The 20,358-nt window shown below is 60.8% G+C and carries 12 protein-coding genes; 2 read left to right on the top strand and 10 right to left on the bottom strand.

Annotation, left to right across the window (positions count from 1 at the left end; translation table 11 throughout):
* Positions 1 to 50: 50 nt before the first annotated feature.
* The 4 genes from PLL20_04700 to PLL20_04715 all read right to left on the bottom strand — a co-directional run bounded on the left by PLL20_04700 (position 51) and on the right by PLL20_04715 (position 5,825).
* A complete protein-coding gene (locus PLL20_04700; GenBank protein ID HPD29269.1) occupies positions 51 to 1,970 on the bottom strand; it encodes a carboxypeptidase-like regulatory domain-containing protein in 1,920 nt (639 codons plus the stop codon).
* The gene (locus tag PLL20_04705) at positions 1,967 to 3,943 is read right to left on the bottom strand and encodes a hypothetical protein (GenBank protein HPD29270.1); all 1,977 of its coding nucleotides are present in this window, start codon (positions 3,941 to 3,943) and stop codon (positions 1,967 to 1,969) included. The genes PLL20_04700 and PLL20_04705 overlap by 4 nt, the downstream gene beginning before the upstream one ends.
* Before the next feature lie 329 nt (positions 3,944 to 4,272).
* Positions 4,273 to 5,343, bottom strand: a complete 1,071-nt coding sequence (locus PLL20_04710) for a protein arginine kinase (protein ID HPD29271.1) — start codon at positions 5,341 to 5,343, stop codon at positions 4,273 to 4,275.
* Complete coding sequence (locus PLL20_04715; GenBank protein HPD29272.1) at positions 5,340 to 5,825, bottom strand: UvrB/UvrC motif-containing protein; 486 nt, start codon at positions 5,823 to 5,825, stop codon at positions 5,340 to 5,342. The genes PLL20_04710 and PLL20_04715 overlap by 4 nt, the downstream gene beginning before the upstream one ends.
* Before the next feature lie 304 nt (positions 5,826 to 6,129).
* Between PLL20_04715 and trpE the strand changes: the two genes are divergently transcribed.
* Positions 6,130 to 7,638: an anthranilate synthase component I gene (gene trpE, locus PLL20_04720; protein ID HPD29273.1), complete on the top strand. Its 1,509-nt coding sequence runs from the start codon at positions 6,130 to 6,132 to the stop codon at positions 7,636 to 7,638.
* 140 nt (positions 7,639 to 7,778) lie between these two features.
* On the opposite strand, the gene PLL20_04725 is transcribed toward trpE, so the two are convergent.
* Positions 7,779 to 8,090 carry a hypothetical protein gene (locus tag PLL20_04725; protein HPD29274.1) on the bottom strand — a complete coding sequence of 104 codons (312 nt, stop codon included), beginning with the start codon at positions 8,088 to 8,090 and terminating at the stop codon, positions 7,779 to 7,781.
* A gap of 676 nt (positions 8,091 to 8,766) precedes the next feature.
* Complete coding sequence (locus PLL20_04730; protein HPD29275.1) at positions 8,767 to 10,110, bottom strand: glycosyltransferase; 1,344 nt, start codon at positions 10,108 to 10,110, stop codon at positions 8,767 to 8,769.
* A gap of 728 nt (positions 10,111 to 10,838) precedes the next feature.
* Between PLL20_04730 and PLL20_04735 the strand changes: the two genes are divergently transcribed.
* Positions 10,839 to 12,158 carry a Gfo/Idh/MocA family oxidoreductase gene (locus tag PLL20_04735; GenBank protein HPD29276.1) on the top strand — a complete coding sequence of 440 codons (1,320 nt, stop codon included), beginning with the start codon at positions 10,839 to 10,841 and terminating at the stop codon, positions 12,156 to 12,158.
* 89 nt (positions 12,159 to 12,247) lie between these two features.
* On the opposite strand, the gene PLL20_04740 is transcribed toward PLL20_04735, so the two are convergent.
* The 4 genes from PLL20_04740 to PLL20_04755 all read right to left on the bottom strand — a co-directional run bounded on the left by PLL20_04740 (position 12,248) and on the right by PLL20_04755 (position 20,231).
* Positions 12,248 to 13,912 carry an ATP-binding protein gene (locus PLL20_04740; protein HPD29277.1) on the bottom strand — a complete coding sequence of 555 codons (1,665 nt, stop codon included), beginning with the start codon at positions 13,910 to 13,912 and terminating at the stop codon, positions 12,248 to 12,250.
* A 524-nt stretch (positions 13,913 to 14,436) separates the two neighbouring features.
* The gene (locus PLL20_04745; protein HPD29278.1) at positions 14,437 to 15,366 is read right to left on the bottom strand and encodes a decaprenyl-phosphate phosphoribosyltransferase; all 930 of its coding nucleotides are present in this window, start codon (positions 15,364 to 15,366) and stop codon (positions 14,437 to 14,439) included.
* Positions 15,367 to 15,648: 282 nt separating this feature from the next.
* Positions 15,649 to 17,061: a flagellin gene (locus PLL20_04750; protein HPD29279.1), complete on the bottom strand. Its 1,413-nt coding sequence runs from the start codon at positions 17,059 to 17,061 to the stop codon at positions 15,649 to 15,651.
* A 446-nt stretch (positions 17,062 to 17,507) separates the two neighbouring features.
* Positions 17,508 to 20,231, bottom strand: a complete 2,724-nt coding sequence (locus tag PLL20_04755) for a redoxin domain-containing protein (GenBank protein HPD29280.1) — start codon at positions 20,229 to 20,231, stop codon at positions 17,508 to 17,510.
* Between the last annotated feature and the right edge of the window lie 127 nt (positions 20,232 to 20,358).

Here is a 20,358-nt window from a genome sequence, read left to right on the forward strand (position 1 = left end):
CCTGGCGCTATCGCTAAGGCCATTTTTGGCTCACAAGTGTTCAACTTGGGCTAATCCGTTGTGAAATCTCGAATCCGCACCTCGGTAAACCGGATCTCTGCGCCGGCCGCCGTTTCACCCCAGAGGATGATGTCGGTATCGGCCCGTTTGGCGGTGAACCTGGTCGTGAGCAGCTTCCACTCAGAGGATAAGGGAACGGGCGTCACGTCCAGGAAGTCGTCAGGGCGAATCGTGGCGGAAGCCGTACCGGTGGCCGTTGCCTTAGCGGCAAGTTCGTACGTGCGGCGCGGATGCAGTGTGACCGTTTGCAGGAGACAGGCTTTGGTATCTTCGTTGCATCTCCAGCCGAACGATGTAATGCCGTCGCGGTCTCGAAAGCCCTGGAACAGCGGATCGCCGCCGCCGATGCGAACGTCCCAGTTCTCGGCTCGCGTTCCCATTGCCGCGACGTTCGCGAAATCGGCGTTCAGCACGGTGGCTTGTGGCGGAATCACAGGCCCCTTGCCCGGGAACGAGGAATCCACGCGGGCTTTCGAGTAATTCCCGTTTACATCCACGGCGTAGACTGCGTAGGAATAGGTGTTGAAGTTCTCCAGGCCGAAGAGATGAAACACACCGGTTCCGCCGGGTAATACATCCAGTTCGGCAAGCAAGGTGTTCTCGGAGACGCTTACCGGCCAGTTCTCGTTATGGGGACCGATGCGGCCGCGAATCTGCAGCTTGCGAACGTCCGGGTCACCTGGGGCGACGTACTCAATCCTGGCCAGGCCGTCGCCGGACAGGATTCGAGAACGCGGAGTAGCAGGGGGATGGATATCGTCTCCGTATTCGACAATATTCATGTCTGCGTCGAGATGTGAGACCTCAACTTCGTCAATCGCCAGGCAGCCGCTGGGATAGAGGACGCCCGCCACCGTGGACATCTTGAAGCCGCCCCCGGCAGGGTTGCGTAATTCGATGCAATACTGTTCGCCGGAAACGGTCCTGACTTCGCCCGGCGGCCAGACGGCTTGAAGCACGGAACCGTTGGGGCCGCGGACGTTCCGGTGGGCGAATCCTCTTCCCTTGGGGCCTCCTTGTCGGACGACGATTTCGATCGTGACTTCGCCGTCGGCGTCGGGAACCTGGGGGCGGAAGTCGATCATCGCGAGTCCTTTGCCCCGGGCTATGAATGTCTGGCCGAACTCGGCGTTGCAGCGTTCCTTGTCGGGTTTTGGGTTGATCCTGCCTTCAACACAGACCATGGTCGAGACAAGGCCGGGCGGATCTGACTCAACCCAGCCTGCCAGAGACGCGCCGGGAACCATTTTGCCGTCGACCACCAACGGCAGCATCGGGTCGGCGGAGTCGCTGAGCCGGAGGTCAAGTTGCGTTCCTTTTGTACCTTCGACGCGGAGACAGTAGAGCCGCCCGGGTGTCACCGGGACTTGTCCGTGACACCACGAAGCCACGAGAGCGTTCAGATTGGGAGGCCGAAGAGCGGTCGGCCCCACCGGCGGGCCGTCGGGGCCGGCGTCGTGTATCGTGTATTTCACGCTGCGGGCCTGCGGCGCGGTCGCGAACAGCGCCGCCGCCTTTATGATCGAATCACCTCTGGCCACGAAGGACTGAGTGAACACCGAGCCTTTCAGTGTTTTGTCCCCCGGTATCGCATGGTAATCGGTATGAAAGCGCATATCGAGCAGAGTGGTTCTGCCATCCGCGACAACCACGTTCGGCACGACCAGCGGTCCGAAGCCAAACGCTCGAGAGACGCCGAAGGTGTGGTTTCCGGCCGGTACATTTCTCAGAAAGACCCGACCGTTGGCCGGCGTCTTGTACCAGTTGGACGGGACCTCGCCCGTCTCCGTTGCCTTCGACCAGTCACCATACCGGCTGGTCCAGTTCATCAGTACGTCACCGCCGACCCCTGGCGTTACCGGGACAGCACTCAGCACTGCCGCGCACGCGACGAGAACGTGTGGGTTCATTTCGCATCTCCGGGAGAATCAGTCGCGACCTTGAGACTGGCCTTCGAGAACAAGCCTTCCATTCCGAAGCCTGGTTGCAGCGAGCGAGCCCGCAAGTACACCGTGATCGTGTCGGCCTCGGCTCTTGCGCGGACCTTCTGGAGCGTCCATTTGTCAGGTGCATACTCGGCCGACGACCAGACGACGGAATCCGTTGAGGCATCGGAACCGCCAAGCGGATCGATTCCCACGAGGGTCGTCTCGTTGACATTACCGTCGTTGAACGGCTCTTTACGGTTGGTCATTGCGCTCAAGAGGTATGTTGTGCCCTTGACCACCGGGACTCTCTGGTATGTCACGACGTCATAGGTTGACCATTGTTGCCAGGCGCTGATGGCGTACGAATCCCCTTTCTTTCCGGGCGATTGGATCGACCAGCGGGCGTTTTGAGCCAAGCCGGCCGTATCCCATCCCGGGCAAAGACCGCCAGACGCGGACGTGCTGGCGACAAAGTCGCCGTTGATCAGCAGATTGCTTTCAGGCGTCAGCGGCTTCACTTCCACCCGGGTGCTGACGGCTTCGGACTTGTTGCCTGCGGCATCGACGAGTTCCACCTGGTACACGTATGTCTGATTCGGCTCGGCTGAGCGATCCACATAGAGGGCCATGCGGCCGGGGCACGAGTAGAGCTTTGCCAGTTGCTTTGTCCTGGTGCCTGCGGAACGGGTAATGGCCGCGCTGTTGACGTCCATGTCGGCAGGGACATCGAAAGAGAGTTGCACCGCTGTTCCCGCCAAGTCCGCGCGGAGATTACGCGCCGAAGGGGGCGGACAGTCATCCGGCTCATACTCGATGATTGTGGCATCCAGGCAACGGTCCGATACCGTCCGGCCATCCATCAGGAACTCGCCGTCCATGAGGTTGCCGGGATGCGTCGTGATGCGGAAGCTCTTTGGCTCTCCAACAATGTCGATGCAGTACTTGCGGCCCGGGACCAGCGGCAGCTCTGCGCGGTCGTACAGCACGGCACGAAGCTCAAATCCGAGGGCTGCGCTTGGAATCATGTCGCTTCCCGATGAAAGTTTCGTGGGGCCCACCTGCCTACCTCCGGGGCCGTCTTCCAGGATCCGGACGGTGTATCGAGTCGTCTGTCGGCGGCCGCCGCCAACCGCCGGGATGAAATCGATCATAGCCAGGCCGGTTCCGCGAGCCACAAAGGTTTGACAGAAACCCGACTTGCACGGACCGAAAAACTCGCCCTCGGCCTTGAAATTGTCAACGATGATACCCGTCCGGTCGGTCACAACGCGTCCGCAAATGATCGCGTCAGTAATCTCCTGGCCGTCGGCGAATGCCATGTGGGTTTTGTCGGCCTTTGTCGTGAGGACGGCCAGTGCCTGGCCATCCTTGCGGCGAACGGTGAGGAAGCAGGTCTTGTCGCGGGCAAGACGGACTTGTCCCGGCGGCCATTGCCCGTCGGCACTATCAGGCCCTATCTGGCGGCCGTCGGGACGGCTTTCGCGCACGGCGTAGATCAGTTCGGTACCTGCGGGTTCGTCCACGTCCAGCCGCGCTCTGCGGACACACTCGCCTCGTGAGACAAAGCTTTGAGCGTAGGTTTTGTGACCTTCAAGTCGTTGTTTGCCGCCGCGAACATCCAAAGGCCACGATTGCAGCAGAAGGACATAAGCCGTCTTGCCGTGCTCGACCGCTACTCCGGGTGAGATCACCGGACCAAGGCCGAAGCGACGCGAGAAACCGACCGTGTAGGTGCCCGGTTCCGAAACGCCGATGCTGAAGTAGCCGCCCATGTCGGTGAAATTGCCGGTGAGGCGGTTTTCTCCAACCCGGCCGGTCCAAACGAACAACTCCTTCCACCCGCCTGTGGGATCGTACAAGCGCCCTCGAATCTCCTCGCCGCATACGGTCGGCGTCGAGAACAGCATGAACCACGGAACAATCGTGATCGGCGACGGAGAAATGCTTATGCGCATGGCTTGAACCTCGATGCCACCTGAAGTACCGAGAGAACCACTGAACGCGGCGCCCCAATGAATACCATCCAACCGCAGATCTCGTCAACAAACCGCCCCGTCGAAGGCGCAGAAACACAACCGCCACCGATCGACTGCGAAGACGGGGCCCATGTTCGGGATACGCTGCTGAGCGGAACGTACCGAGCTCCGTCGGGGCGAGCCGCCATCTCTCGGCAAAGGCAACCGCAGTCGAATTGCTCGGGAGGAGGCGATCCTCGCACGCAAGCCGCATGGCAATCAAAGCGGCGCCTGCTTGCCCGGCGGTTTTGGCTATCCGGATGCTTTTTTCAATTCGTACTTGGTTGGGCCTTGGCCAGGCGTTCGCGGATGTAATCGGCGCGCAGAATGCTGCGCTGCTCACCGTCGAGCCGCTTCCCGCATCGCTTCTGCAGGTGGGCTGACTGGGTGAAGAGGAAGAGATCGTTGATCACGCTGAGATCGATGTGCTTGATGCGCTCCATGACCGCGCCGAGTCGCAGGTGTGACAGCAGGAACAACGCCTCCTCGCTGCTGATGGCCCGTGCATTGGAGAGTATGCCGAACGCCCGCCAGATCTTATCATCGAGGGCGGTCAGCCGATCCTTCTTGAGAGCCTTTCGGGTTTCCTGCTCGTAGCGGACGATGGACGGGATCACGTTGTTCTTGAAATCGGTGAGGATTTCTTCCTCACTTCGGCCGAGGGTTACCTGGTTGGAAACCTGGAAGAAGTCGCCCAGGGCCTCGGTTCCCTCACCGTACAAACCGCGGACCGCCAGACGCATGTCCTTGGCGGCGCGCAGAACCTTTTCGATTTCGTTGGTGATTTTGAGGGCCGGGAGATGCAGCATAACCGAGACCCGCAGACCGGTACCGACGTTGGTCGGGCAGGCCGTCAGGTAGCCATAGTCCTCGTGGAAGGCGAACTTGACGAGCCCCTCCAGAGCGACATCGATGCCGGCAATCTGATTCCAGGCGGCGTCAAGATCCAACCCGTGCCGGAGCACCTGCATCCGCAGATGGTCTTCTTCATTGATCATCAGCGAGATCTGTTCGCTTGCTCCGACCGCCACCCCACGGCTTCCCTCGCCTTCACCGTGCTGCCGGCTGATGAGCTGCCGCTCGACCAGGAATTGTCGATCGATCGGATCGGCTTTCTCGACGTCGATATAGAAGGTCTCGACGCCGAAATCAGCCGAGTCGATGGCCTCGCAGAGTGTCCGGACGATGTCCCGACGTTCGGCGGCACTGGCCTTGGTCAGAAAGCGGAAGCCGCTCAGATTGCGGGCCAATCGAATGCGCGACGAAACGACGACGTCACCGAGGTTTCCCCCGGTCTTCAGCCATTCGCCTGGCGAGTGGAGAAGGTCTTCAATGGTCATTGTGACTGCAGTTCCCCCAGCCGGTCGCGGATCTTGGCGGCCTGTTCGTAGTCCTCACGTTCCACCGCCTCGCGCAGCTCGCGCTGAAGCCGGAATCTCTCCTGTTGAACCGGGTCGATCCGGACCACTTGGCCTGGTGTCTTACCCGTGTGTCGCGTCTGACCGTCCTGTGCCCGCTCGATGATGCTGGTCAAAGCTTTGCCGAAGACGTCATAGTCGTTTGGGCAACCCAACAGACCCTGGTTGCGAAACTCGACGAAAGTGATTCCGCATTCGGGGCATCTGAGACGGGCCATCTCCTGGATGCTGGCTTGGGACATCAGAAACGAATTGAGAACGTCGTTGATCGAGACGTTCTGCTTCACCACGACGCCTTCAGCGTTGGCACAGTCTTCACAGAGGTGCCGTTCTCGCTTCTCGCCCTGGACCAGATCCGTCAGGTGAACGGTTGCCGTCTGTTTCTTGCACCGCTGGCACAACATACCCAGTACCTGTCTTGCAATACCCGGGAGGACGCTTCAATGTTAGGCGTCTTCATATATATCGTCAAGGCAAAGCGGACCCTTCAGGCCCTTCTCCCCGTCCTGTCAAGGACTTGCGACACGGATCGCCGGCGGGTGGCGGCCTTGCGGGTGGTCCGGCGGCTGCCGGGCACAAGCATGCGGGCATCGTGCCTTGGCCTGCGTCCGGCCCGGTCATATTCTACGGCAACCGGCAACCTGAGCCGTCTGAATGACGTCGTCCACACCGTTGACCGCTGACTACCTCAAGGGATACTATGACGCGATGCTGAAAATCCTGCCGACTTTCACGGACTTCGAGCGTTTGGCCGCCGGCGGCAACACCATCCCGGTGTATTGTCAGTTGCTGGCGGACAATCTGACCCCTGTCACGGCTTTCTCCGCTATCGCTGAGGAGAGCCCACATGCGTTTCTGCTGGAAAGCGTGGTCGGCGGAGAGAACATCGCCCGCTACTCGTTCCTGGCGGCTGATCCGCAGGCGACCTTCGAGGCCAAGAACAGCCGAATCACGCTGGACGGTCCCGGCGGCCAGTCTGTCGAGGAATCCCTTGATCCGTTGGCACGGCTGGCCCGTACCCTGGAAGGCTACAAGGCGGTCCATTTGCCGGAGTTGCCTCGTTTCGCCGGCGGGGCCGTGGGTTATGCGGGATACGACATCGTGCGCTACTACGAGCCGCTGCCGAACCCGCCCAAAGACGACCGGGGCCTGCCGGACATGCTTTTTGGCTTGTATGACAGCATGGTGGTTTTCGATCATGTGGTAAAGACCATCCTGGTGATCAGCCACGCCCACGTCGAGATCGACGGGGTTCGAGCCGGTTACGAGAAGGCCTGCGAGCGCGTCGCCGCGACAGTCAAACGGCTGACCCGGCCCCGGCAGACCCGAACCGGCCACATTGACCGTCTGGGCGACCCGACAATTCCGTTTACGAGCAACTTCGAGGCGCACGGCTTTCAGGAGGCCGTCGAGGCGTGCAAGGAATACATCCGGGCAGGGGACATTTTCCAGGTAGTTCTGTCGCAGCGACTTCGCGTGAAGACCAAGGCTGACCCGTTCGACATCTACCGGGCCCTGCGGGTAGTCAATCCCTCTCCCTTTATGTTCTTTCTGAAGAGCCCCCGGGTCATGCTGGTTGGTTCATCGCCGGAGATCATGTGCCGGGTTGAGGATGGTGTCATCACGAATCGTCCGTTGGCGGGGACCCGGCGTCGCGGTCGAACCGAAGAGGAAGACAAGGTCCTGGAAGCCGAACTCAAGGCAGACCCCAAGGAACGGGCGGAGCACATCATGCTGGTCGACCTCGGTCGAAACGACGTGGGGCGGGTTGCCGAATTGGGTAGCGTGGAACTCCGCGACGTCATGTCGATCGAGCGGTACAGCCACGTCATGCACATCAGCAGCACGGTTACCGGCCGACTGAGGCGGGGCTTGACTGCTTTTGACGCCATGCGGGCGACGTTGCCCGTGGGCACGGTCAGCGGAGCCCCCAAGGTCCGGGCTATGCAGATCATCGACGAGTTTGAGCCGACGCTCCGCGGACCCTATGCCGGGGCGGTCGGTTACGTTGATTTCTCGGGTAACATGGATACCTGTATCGCGTTGCGGACCATGGTGATCACGCCCGGTGACGTGTTCGGGAAAAACACCGTCTATGTGCAAGCCGGCGCAGGAATCGTGGCCGACTCACAACCCGAGCTCGAATACAAGGAAACCATCAACAAGGCGAAAGCCCTGCTCCGGGCCGTCGAAATCGCGGAAACGGGGTTTGAATAGACCGACCAGGATACCCGGTCGCCTTGTCCGGACCGAAGGCCAACCGGGAGAAAAACCCGGACTCTGCCAGTGCTTGCTGATTGACGGGGGCTCACACAGGCAGAGTCCGAGGTTATGATTTCTGTTTCGCGACCGGACCGTCAGGCCGGGCTGATCTCAACGTACTCCTTGAGACTTTCCAGCTCTCGCAGGACATCGACCGAACCGAAGATCCTGTAAGTGGCGCCAGGCTTCGTGGAAACGATTTGAAGCCGGGGGGGACGGTCCCACCACTGACGACCGCCTCGCCGATGGGATGAGGGTTTACGGGAACGAGCGAGCCGGGCGCGCTCCGCCTTGACCTTGCGGTCCTTTTCGAAAAGTCGAACCATCGTCTTACGGCCTGCCACCGATTTCGGCAGGGCGGTGACTCTCACGTTAATCCATTGACCGGGCGTTACTTGCGACGTCATTGCCGACTCCCAATTGCACGTTCGGTTTCGGTTCGCGACCGCCGTTTGGCCGGTCGATAGCGGTTTCCGAACCCGGAAAACAACCAGTATAGCCGTTGTGGGTCTGATTGCCAAGATCGGTGCGACGGGGGCTTGGCCGACGGGTGCGTGACAGAAGCGGTGGCACTCCTCGCGGCTGACCCGGTTGTCGTGAACGCAAGCCGAAAGCAGACCATTTCAGCGGTCTTAAGGGCAGATAGGCCGGCCTGTTTATGGCCGGCTTGCGGCCAGGCAATCATTCCTCTTCTCTCCGTTTCCTCCCATCCAGCCCGTTTTAAGGGGCCTGTCCTTGTCCGGTAAGCCCGTTGAAACGGGCTGAGACCATAAGGAAGGAAGAAGAACCGCAGGCGACCACCAACCGGCCGTATGAGGGCCGGGCTTTGGCGGGAACCCCGCTGAACGGGGTCGATCGCCCAACCTGGACCGGTCGGCATACCCGTCCAGGCTGTCACGCACCCTTGGCCAACTCGGTGGTGGTTCGAACAGCCCTCTCGGAACACAGGGTGCTTCGGCGACCATCCCGAAGGTACGGTCATGTTAAAATGGGCAGAATAAGATCTTTGTCGTTGTAGGCCGATGGGCGGGTCTGACTCGGTCGCGTGGTAAAGGGACGCTGGACGGCGGATTGGGTACGACGTCAGTTGGCCGACCAGCCCAAGGCGTCCTGGTAGATTTCGACGCATCTCTTGGCTGAGTCCGCCCAAGACAGCTTCTGGACTTCGATTCGTCCATGTTGCCGCAGCGTGTTCTGCAGTGACGGGTGCCGGAGGACCGCGATGATCTTATTGGCCATCTCGTTGATGTCCCAGAAGTCGACTTTCAGCGCGTGGGTCAGGACTTCAGAGACTCCCGATTGCTTGCTGATGATCACCGGCACATCGTTGGACATGGCTTCGAGCGGGGCGATGCCGAACGGTTCGGAGACGCTGGGCATGACGTAAAGATCGGCCATGCGAAAGACGCGCTCGACGTCGGGACCGCGGAGAAAGCCGGTAAACAGGACTTTGTGGCCGATTCCCAAGCCGGCGGCCATCTCGATGATGCCGCGAACCATGTCTCCCGAGCCGGCCATGATAAAGCGGACGTTATCCATCACCTCCAGAACCTTCTTGGCGGCTCGGAGGAAATACTCAGGGCCTTTCTGCATGGTGATCCGGCCCAGGAAAAGAACGAGCTTCTCGTTGCGGTCAATGGCGGTGGGGGTGATTCCCAGCGAATTGCCGTTGAGGTCGATAGCATTGTACACGACCTCAACGCGCTCGGGGGGCACGCCGTAGCGGGAAATGATGATGTTCCGGGTGAGATAGCTGACGGCGATGACCTTGGTCGCCATGTGCATGCCTTGGCGTTCGATGTCGTAGATTCGCTGGTTGACGTGCTCGCCGCTGCGGTCGAATTCCGTCGAGTGAACGTGCACCACCAGAGGCTTACCCGTTAGGGCTGCGACCGCAATACCCGCGCGGTAGGTCATCCAGTCGTGGGCATGGACCACGTCGAACGTTTCCTGCATGGCCACTTGTGTTGCCAAGCGCGTGTATCGCTCGACCTCCGCGAACATGTCGCCTTCGTACTGCCCGCCGCTGAAAGCAGGCTGCGTCGTGGCCGTACCGGCCAGCTTTGCAGCTTCTTCGCCAAGCCGCCCGACGGTTTCTCCCTTGGGTACCTTCAGGAATCCTGAAGGCTGTCCCTGTCGGGAGGCGGCCAATGCCGCGGCCACCTGATAAGCGGACACACCGAACCCGGCATCGACCGTCCGGAAGAGGATGTTCTTAAATCCCTCGATGCGATACATGGATGAGCCGGCGCCCAGGGGGGTCAAGAGGGTAACGTGCGTCGCGAAGCTGGCCTCCACGGGTCGAGGCAGCACAAACAGGACTTCCGTTCCGATCTCGCTCATACCTTTGGTCAGCCCGTAGCAGGCGGTACCCAATCCTCCAGAGATGAATGGAGGAAACTCCCAACCAAGCATCAGGACTCTCATGGCTCAGATACTCCCATCGGAGCGACAGGATCGTAGTTTTGGACCAACCTCACGCACGGAGCTTCAAACGCCCCAAACAGAAGGGACACGGGCAAGTGCGGGCCGACATCCTGTCCCTCGATTGAGAGACGAGTCTCATTCTCGAGGAAGACGCCGCAGCGCACGCGCCATGGTCCTCACTGTCCATGCTGCTACCGCGCCTGACAGCACACCCAAATGGCCCCGGCGTCGGCAGAACCTATCACCTCTATCCCCGCCGGTCTTGAGAGTCCCCGAACCTTCGCGCCATATTAAGGTGCGCCTCGACGCTTCGGTCCGGTTTCGAGACAGCCGTGGGCAGGGAGCGCCGGATCGCGGCACCGCCCTTCTGGGCTGTTGTGCCGAGCCGCCTGGACGGTGGTGCTTGATCGGCCGCTCCGCAGTCCATCGACCGGAATAAGCATATCCCCGGTTCATCGGAGTGTCAAACGGTTGCCGCACAAAGTACGTCTGTTCTGAAGGTTGCCGATCGCGGTGAGCGTTGAAAGGACGGACATCCACGACATTCCATTCGCATCGGCGTCGCTTTGTCCGCTTCCCGGCTGTCAGGACCTCGGGCGGGGGATAGCGGTTCGGAACGGACTGCGTTTTTTTCCAAAACCGGGTCGCGAGTTGTAGAATGACCTGCTGGGTTCGTTGGACGACTGAATTCACGGCGTGGCGCTGACCGCAACAGGGGGATAGGCCCTATGGCAAGAGCAGGCTTGACCCGACGTGCGCTGCTTGGGAAATCGGCGGGGCTGGCAACTGTCGGATTAACGACACTTGATGCCCAGTCGGCCGAAAGATTGCTCGGTTCGAATGATCGCATTTCCGTTGGCATCGTCGGAGCCGGCAATCGGGGTCTGGCCTTAGCCAGGTGGATCAGCCAGCTCGCGACCGAGCAGAACGTTGAACTGACCGCCGTCTGCGACATCTGGAACCGCGCTCGTGACGCCGGGGCGGACTATATTGAGGAACTTACGGGGCGCCGGCCGCGCAAGTGCAGGTATCTGGCTGAGATTTGCGACTTGGCAGACGTGGATGCCTTGGTCGTTGCGACTGCCGACTTCCAGCATGCCCCACATACCCGTCAAGCCGTTGAAGCGGGCAAGGACGTGTACGTAGAGAAGCCGTTCGGCTGTGATTTTGAGCAGATAAAGCTCGCGCGCGATGCAGCGAAGGCCCGGGGGCGGATTGTCCAGGCGGGTACCCAGGGTCGGGCGGAGGGTCTACCCTGGGCTGCCAGGGACTTCATCCGGAGCGGTAAGCTAGGAAAGGTTTCATTTGTGGAGGTGACGAATTCGCTCTTTGAACAGAGGTGGCGGATTCCCGGCTCGGAGACCTCGCTCAGCGAAAAGGACACGGACTGGAAAGAGTTTCTCTCGTATACGCCTGAGGTTCCTTTTGATGCTCGCAAGTACCGGGAGTTTCGGCTCTTTTGGCCCTATTCGACGGGGATCTTCTGTCAGTTCATGAGTCACGCGGTGGACTTGGTCAACTTAGTGCTGGATGACGTGCCGAAGGCCGCGATCGCGACCGGGGGGGTTCTTGTGTGGAAGGACGGCCGGTCCAATCCTGACACCGCCCACTGCTTGGTGGAGTACCTTGGCGGCTGCATTTTCAGCTACCACATGCGGCTGGGCAATTCGGCGAACGGGCGCACCCTGACCTTTTACGGCACCAACGGAACCTTGGATTTGCATGCCGGAGTCGCTTATGGCGAGGGTGGCCTTGGCGAAGTGGTGATGAAGCCCGGGACGCATGGTGTGCCGGAGTTGACGGTTGTCGCCAACCGGCGACTTCCGGAGCGGAGGCAGGGGGGAGTCATGTTGAAGGCCGAGCCGGACGGCGATCACATGGTGGATTTCTTCGAATGCGTCCGTTCGCGGAAGCAGCCCCGGGCCTCGATCGACGCTGCGTTCTATCACGCCCTGGCTACAACGATGGCCGGCATGTCTCTGCGACTCAAGACGCGGATCGAATACGACATGACCACTGACACACTCCTGCCGTTGAACACGCCGTAGCTCTTTGCCGGTTGTCTTGCCCTGTTTGAATGCCGTGGCGCACCGGTATCCGCGCAGCCGCCTGGTTTGCGTGAGGTTGGACAGCATCTCTACTCCATCGTGGAGTAGGTCTCTTCGCTTTCGCGGGTGAGTTCCTGAACCGGCAAGCGGATGATGAACGCGGTTCCTTCGCCGACGCGGCTGTCGACGACGATCCGCCCGTGGTGCTCGCGGACGATCTTGCGAGCCACCGCCAGCCCGAGGCCGGTGCCGCCATGCCCCTTGGTCGATTTGAACGGCTCAAAAATCTCCTCGATCTGGTCATGTTCGATGCCGGGCCCGTTGTCCGAAATGATCAGATCCGCGATGCCGGTCTCGGTATTGAACCGCGTGCTGACGGTGACCACGCCTTCTCCTGGTGTGACGGCCTCAATGGCGTTGTTGATGATATTGAGGGCCACCTGATGCATTCCGTCGGCGTCCACCGGAATCGGGGGCAGTGACTCTTCGAGCTGGACCTTGAGGACGACCTTATGTTCCTGGGCCTTTTTCTGCACCAGCGACAAGGCGTCCTGAACGATCTTGTTGAAGTTCGTCTGGCGAAGGTTGGGTTCGCGCTGCTTGCTGAAGGCAAGCATGTTGGTGGTCAGGCCGAGGATCCGGTCGAGGTTGCGGTTGACGATCTCCCAGCCCTTGCTCACCGTTTCCAGGTCGGGCCTGGCGAGGCCGATATCAACCAAGTCAGCCCCGCTTTGGATGCCTTGCAGGATGTTCTTGATATAGTGCGACAGATAGGCGACGGTTTCGCCAGTGGCGGCGAGGCGGGCGGTTTGCATCTGCTGCTGTACCAGCCGGACGTTCTGGATGGCCAGGCCGGTCATCTGGCCGATGGCGCTCATGAGCCGAAGCTGCTCTTCGGTGTAGGTGTGGGTGGTGGCCGTGCTGTCGATGTGGATGACCCCAAGCAGAAGGTCCCGCACCATGATGGGGGCGCAGATCACCGAGTGCAGCCCGAAATCGTGGATGCTGTCCTGGCCGGCATCGGTGGCGAACCGCGAGTCGGTCATGGCATTCGTGCACAGGACGGCAGCGCGGTGTTCGAGGACGTGCTTAATGATCCGGTGCGACGTGGTGATCTTCTGTTTGCGGGCCCGCACGCCGCGGCGATACCGCACCACGTGCGGCACCAGCTCCTCTCCCTTCTTGTCGTAAAGGAGAATGAAGCCGCGGTCGATCGGAAGCTCCTCACCGATCACGTCCATCACGCGTTCCAGCAGTTGATCAGGGTCGATGATGACGCCGATGGCGCTGGTCAGCTCCGACATCACGCGCCAGGCACGGGCGGCGTCAGCCAGTTCAGGGCCGGCGATGATAATGGAATCGTCGGCTCCCACGCTGGCAAGGATGGCCGAGTCCATGTTGAGGTCGCTGGTATTCAGGTCGATCATGTCGGACGGAATACTGGATCCGCTGAGCTTTTCCATCGACTGATCGCCGCTGTAGATGATGAGCGTCGAGCCGAGCTTGATCTGATCGCCGTGCTTGAGACGAACCGGGTCGCGAACGCGCACGCCGTTGACGTATGTTCCGTTGGCGCTTTGCAGGTCGACCAGGACCCAACTGCCGTCTTCCGGGCGGACTTCCGCGTGGCGGCGCGACACGGTCCGGTCCGACAGCGGGATCTGGTCGCCCTTGCGGCCGATAACCGCGGACTCGCTCATTACTCGGAAGGTGCGTCCTTTGTCGGGTCCCTGAAGGACCAGAAACGTCGCCACGATCAACTCCTGACCACAATCAGCTTCGCACTATGTGCGATCCTCGACTTTTTCCTGAAGGCGCCAAGGCCTTCGGTCGCCGGCCTGACCCCGCAACCCGCCGTGGGCTTCTCGCGGCGGACGCGGAACCCGAGAACCAACTTCATGACTCCGCCAAGACCGAAGTAGCTCGCGCCCGAAGGGACGAAGAAAGGCGGTCACTGCCCGGTCCGCTACAGGTCGGCATCAGCGACCTTCCATCTTGATTCTATTCTTTGAATCGGGGCAGTCAAATGGGCCAACCGCCGTGTCTGGGGGGCGGGGGTCGGTGACAGCGCGGACGACTCTTTCAGAATGTCCGAGCTTGAATGAGCGGCCAAGCCGCCAAGCGGTCAACACCGCACGGGAACCGCTCCCTTGCAGCTTGGTCAGCGGGCCGCGCCGGGCAGGCACGGGCGTGTTGCCGAACGAGGGTCCCGGTTCTGAAAGTACCCTCAGGTTTCCCTCGGCCAAGCCGTCGGAAAAGTGGCGATGCGTGTGGTCAACTAGCCGGCCGGGGCGGTCGTGAGGCTCGGGAGAGTGATGCCGAGTTGAGGGAAGCCATAGAGAATGGCCCAGGCCGAGAGCACCCAGAGCAGAACGGCCGCCAGAAAGGGGGCGTCCTTAAGGATCAGGTCGGTTGGTCCCGTTCCCTTGCCCAGCTCGATCAGCATCGCATAGCGGTAGACGCCGTAGACCACCAGCGGCAGCGTGTAGATGAGGTTCTGCTTGGTGGCCTCGAAAGGCGACTTTCTCGTGGTGTCGAGCGTGTACAGGAGAAAGGTGATGATAGTTACGCCCGCGGAGGTGCTCAACAGGTGGGTGAGCAAATCCGGCGTGTACCGGACGAGGAGGGGCCGGTGGCCGCGCATGGCGTGGCTGTTGTCGATCATCGCTACCTCGCAGCGTCTCTTGCCGAATCCAAGGAACAGGCAGAGCATGAACGTGCATGTGAGCAGCCAGGGCGATACCTCGACGCTGATGGCTTCCGCACCGCCGATGGCCCGGAGAACGAACAGCATGGCGATGACGATGACGTCCAGCAACATCCGGTGCTTGAGAGCCACGGAATACGTCCAGCTCAAGGCCAAGTAGATGCCCACGGTCAACCAGAATGCTGGTGGAAGGGTCAACCAACACAAGATGACGCACAGGGCAACCAACACCGCAACCATGGCGGATGCCGAGGCCACGGATACGGTCCCACAGGCCAACGGGCGATCTTTCTTGGTGGGGTGGAGACGGTCGCGCTTGCGATCGAGGATGTCGTTTAACACATAGCCGGCCGAGGAAGCCAGACAGAACGTTACGAAGGCCAAGAGCGAGAGCATCACCGCCTGGCGGTTTTCCAACTGCTTGCCGAACAGCAATGCGGCGAAAACGAAGACGTTCTTGATCCAATCGGCGGGCCGCAGTAGCCGGATGTAGTTGACCATGGCAAGTAGTGTAGAAACCGGCAGGCTGGATGCAACTTTTCTGTGGTCGGGAAAACGCGAAAGGCCGTGTGGCTTGTGTTGCCACCGGCCTTTCGGTACTTCTCTCCTTCGAGTTGACTCTGGCCGGGGCATTTCCCCCGCACCCCGGCTATCCGCCGTGCCGACCGCTCTCCCCTCTTGGGCCGGCAAGACGGCAGCACCCCTCCGGAAAGCAAGCCTGTCTGGTCCCCATTTCCGCCGGTCTCGGCTTGGCTTGAACGCCTGCCGGCTACCGGAACGCGCCTATTTCAGCAAGTTCAACACGCTTCTGGCCTGAGAATTCGCGATGCTCAGGAGCGAGACAGCCGCCTCCATGACAATATTCTGGCGTTCGAGTGTCGCCAGTTCGAGGGCGTAGTCGGTATCCCCGATCCGGCCGGCGGCGTCGGACAGCTCTTCCTTGGCTACGTTCAAAGCGTTTAGCGTTGATCCGATCTGGTATTTGTTGAACCCGCCGATGCGGCCGGCCATGACCGCAACCTGTTGACCGGCTTCCTTGGCGATAGCGAGCGCCTTACTGCCTGAGGCGATCAGGGAGTTTGCACCTCCGCTCTTGAGCGAGCTGAGGTATCCCAGATCGGCCCGGCCCAGTTCATAGGTGTTCATTCCCTGGAGGCCAAGGGCAGTCCGCGAGTTGAGATCCGTTCCCAGCCTGAAGACGGCGCCTCCGCCGATCACCGTGACGGTATGGGTGTCGGGCGTGTCGTCGTTGAGCGTGAAGCTGAGGCTAAGTCCATTTCCGTTGTAGTAAACCTCGGTGCCGGAGGCCATCGCGCTCTGACCGTTGATGCTGACCACCGCATCCGAGCCGGTGACCTTCGTCGTGCCGCCGTTGGTGACCATGGCTTGGGGCCCGGAGATGACCGAGACGGTGACGAAGGCTTCCGAGCCCTTTTCGGTGGATGCATAGGTAAGCCTGCCGCTGTCGCCGGCGAAGGCGCTGACGCCCGTCGTTTCTTTCTCGGCGTTGATGGCCGCCAGGATGGCGGCGCTGTCCGATCCGCTGGTCAGCGTGATGACGGCTGTTCCGAGCTTGCCGGTCACCTGGATGACGGCGTCACCTGACAAAGCGCTTGCCAGATTATATCCGGTTGACGAATTCGAAAAGGCAAAAGCGGCCGCGGTGCTGATCGTGACGCTCAGGGATATGTTTCCCGTCACGCTCGGGTTGCGGCTGTGGACCTTGATATCCTTGATCGCGTCGGCGTCATCGGTTGTGGCATTGATGCGGTTTTCACCATTAAAGATCTTCTGCCCGTTGAACTCGGCGTTGTTGACCAGTCGATCGATGGCCTCGATGTTTGCATCAATCTGGGCCTGGTACGCGGCCTTTTCCTCGGTGGTCACCGTCGAGCCCTGTGCGGCCACCACGAGTCCCTCAATTTCGGCCGTCAGTTTGCCGATTTCCATCAGAGTGCTGTCTGCGACATTCAAGAATGACTGATTCCTCGTGTTAACGCTGATGGCGGCGTCGACGGACGCAAGTTCGGAACGTAACGAGTTCAGGGCGATGAGCCCGGCCGGGTCATCGGCGCCACGATTGATGCGCCGGCCTGTCGAAAGCCGGGCCATGGTCACGGCTCGCTCGGACTCCAGGCGGTTCATGGTGTGGAGGAGTTGATAGAGCCCCGCGTTGGAACCAATGGTCATGGACATTGCTTCGTTTCCCCATTTAATGGCGCGCAAAGGGTAGCCCTGGCCGGGGCGGACCGCTTGAGCGCGCGTCGCCGTCCCCGCCGTCGCTGTCTCACCCTTCCCGGCCGGAGGCGAGCGGACGTTCCGCCCGTGACCCGAGCCGGTTTTCGCGTGCACTTGTCCCGACGATCGACTTGCCGACTGTCGGCCGGCCGGTCGAAACGTCGCCCCAACCGTAAGATATAATTTTGCGGTCCGGAATCTTTTTTTGAGGAAGGGGACTCTGGTCGTCATATCTCATTGTTGGGTAATGGGTTATGACTTCAGAAGACCGGGGCTGCCAGAGGTCCGCATTCTCGGGTTTTTGCTAAAGTCACTTGACTTGGGAAACGAGCCGGTTCTGATCGCCCGTGGCGAGCGGGCGAGCTGGGATGGGAGAGGGGCGTGGGCGATTGTCGGCGGTTTTTCTAGGTGGCTGGTTGGGATGCAGCCGGTGCTCCGCTGCCGGCCCCGGGTGTTCCTGTTAAGGGCTTGTTTTTGAGAAGAGAGTCGAGCAGGGAACGAGCCGTGCCACCCGACACCGCTCCGCCGCCGACGTAGACCGCTTCGACCTTTCCGTTACTGCCGACGACAAAGAAGGTGGGGTAGCCTCGGACCAAGAACTGCTCGCCGATCTTGTGGTCGGGATCCATCGTCACGGGCATGGAGAGGTTCCATTCCTTGTAGGTTGCCAGCGACTGCTCTTGGGTTCTGGCTCCGCGGCCGCTTCGGGCATCCTGGTTGATGGCGATGACTTCGACGCCCTTGTCCTTAAACTCTTTGTGCAACTGCTCGACAGCGGGCATGGCGGCTTTGCAGAACCCGCACCAGGAGGCGTAAAAGGCCAGGAGTTGGACCTTGCCGTTGGCGCTGCCGATCTTGATTTCCTTGCCGTCAGGTGTCTGGGCCGACACTGACGGTGCCGGCTTGCCTGTGAGCTGCATCGCCGGGTCTCGCTGTTCTGGTTGGGTGGCGACCGGAGCAGCAGGCTGTTGCGGGAAGGCCTCGCGGTTCTTGCCTTTCAGCAGCAGATCCAGCTCGGTTCGCACGGTCGAGTCGAAAGTCGGGGCGGCTCCCACATGAGCGGCCTCAACAATACCGCTTCGGCCAACAAGGACGAAGGTGGGGTAACCTCTGACCTTGAACTGCCGGCCGATCGCCTGCCTCGGATCCATGGTCATCGGCATGGACAGATTCCACTCCTTGTATGTGGTCAGCGTTTGGTCCTCCGTTCTGCCTCGGGCTCCTTCGCGGCTGTCCTGGTTGATAGCAATCACCTCAATACCTTTGTTGCCGTAATCCTTGTGGATCTGCTCGACCGTGGGCATGGCTTTCTTGCAGAACCCGCACCAGGACGCATAGAAGGCCAACAGTTGGATGCGTTCGCTTCCGGCTCCGATCTTGGTTTCCTTGCCGTCGATGGTTTTCACGGTCGCCGAAGGAGCGGGGTTGCCGACGAGTTCCATGACCGGGTCGCGGCGTGCCGCCGGCTGGGTGGCGGTCGGCTGAGTTGCGGCCGGCGGCAGGGCCTCGGCGACGGCCGGCGGGAAGTCGGAGCGAGTCTTGCCTTGCAGGAGCAGGTCGATCTGCGTCGGGAGCGTGGAACCGAAGGGCACGGTGTGTCCGAAGTGGACTGCCTCGACGACTCCGGACTTGCCGATGAGAACGAATGTCGGGTGGCTCCTGACCCGGAACCTCGGCCCGATCAACTGGTATGGATCCATAATCATGGGCATGGACAAGTTCAGTTCTTTGTAGTGGGCCAAGACCTGTTCTTCGGTACGTGGCTGCCTGCCCGTGCGCACGTCCAGGTTGATGGCCAGCACCTCAACGCCCTTATCCTTGTATCTTTTGTGGAGATCTTCAACACCGGGAAGGGCTTGCCTGCAATAGCCGCACCACGAGGTGTAGAAAGTCAGCAGCCTGACCCTGCCTGCCGGGCCGCCGATCTGAAGGGGCCGGCCGTCAAAGGTGGCGGCATTGATGACCGGCGCCGGTATTCCGATCAACTGCATGGCCGGCTGTGAATCTGACGGTGTCTCCGCAGCCTGTGGACTGAGAGTAGCCCGCTGGGCGTCGGCGAAAACGTCGGGGGGGGCGCCCGTCGGCCGCGTGGCCGTCGCAGGGCTGCGAACGGGGATCTTAATTTCCGCTTGTTCCGTGTCGTCGGTCTTCAGCGTGATGAACGTGCCTTCGGCGGGCGCCACGTAGTTCGCCGGGAACGTCAGATTGACGCGATAGTCTCTGCCGGGCTTGAGGGTGCTGACATTCACTGCAATGTTCGAGTCTGCCGAGACGGCTTCCAGCAGTCTGACGTCGTTGTTGCTGTTGTTTGTGAAAGCGATGACGCGAGTCCTCGGCCGGCTATCGACAGGGACTAACAGCATCCGCGGCTCGATGTCGAGTCGTTCGGGCACAACCGCGGTGCATGGTATCCTTACGGGAGGAATGCCCTCGATGCCGAGGTCGATCTCAATGGTCTGTTGGTTGCGCTTGCCGGGGTAAGGGGGGTTGGCGGACACCAGAAGCTGATAGGTCTTGCCGGGCGAGATCTCCTTGAGCTCCCACGTGAAGACCTGCATGGCGGGGAGCAGCCCCCGGGTCGCCAGTTTGAGCTCCTTGTCGGTCTTGTTCGTCAACATGACGGTTGTCTGTGCGCTGGCGTCAGGCCGCAACTTGTCGAAAAGCACAAAGGAGGGATTGGCCTCAAGGTGGTGCTGCATATGGACGGAGAGGGTGAGGTGGACGATCTTGTTTAGCGGGTCGTTCGTCTCGACGTCGATCGTGGTGGAGTAGTCTCCTCTGTACCGGTCGGCGTTCAGGCGGAAGAGGAAATCGGCCGAGGAGCCGGGGGCAATGGTTTTCGGGTACCCCGCCGGGGTCGTGCAGCCGCACTTGGGCTTGACGGCCAGGATTTTCAGTTCGGCGTCACCGACGTTGCGGATGTTGAAGGCGTGCTCCAACTTGTCACCCACCCAGACTTTGCCGAAGTCGTGTTTCGGCTCGGCGATCTCGATTCTTGGTGTGCCGCCGCCGGTCGTTGCGGGCGGGACGATGCCGGGTGGTTCTTGAGCCCCAATCGCCAGGGCGCAGGTCAAAACCCAAACCGCGAGGGCTGAAATGATCGCTGATACGCAAAGAGACTTCCTCATAATCGAGCGTCCTTCGTTTGAGACAAGTCCGTAGCTGTGGCTGCCCTGAACAAGGGGATGCTTGAGGGCGCGCTTCCGCCCATTATAGCGGCATTTTCGGTTCGGGAAATGCGTCCGTGACCGGTTG

It is taken from the genome of Phycisphaerae bacterium (genome assembly GCA_035384605.1).
GTDB lineage: Bacteria > Planctomycetota > Phycisphaerae > UBA1845 > PWPN01 > JAUCQB01.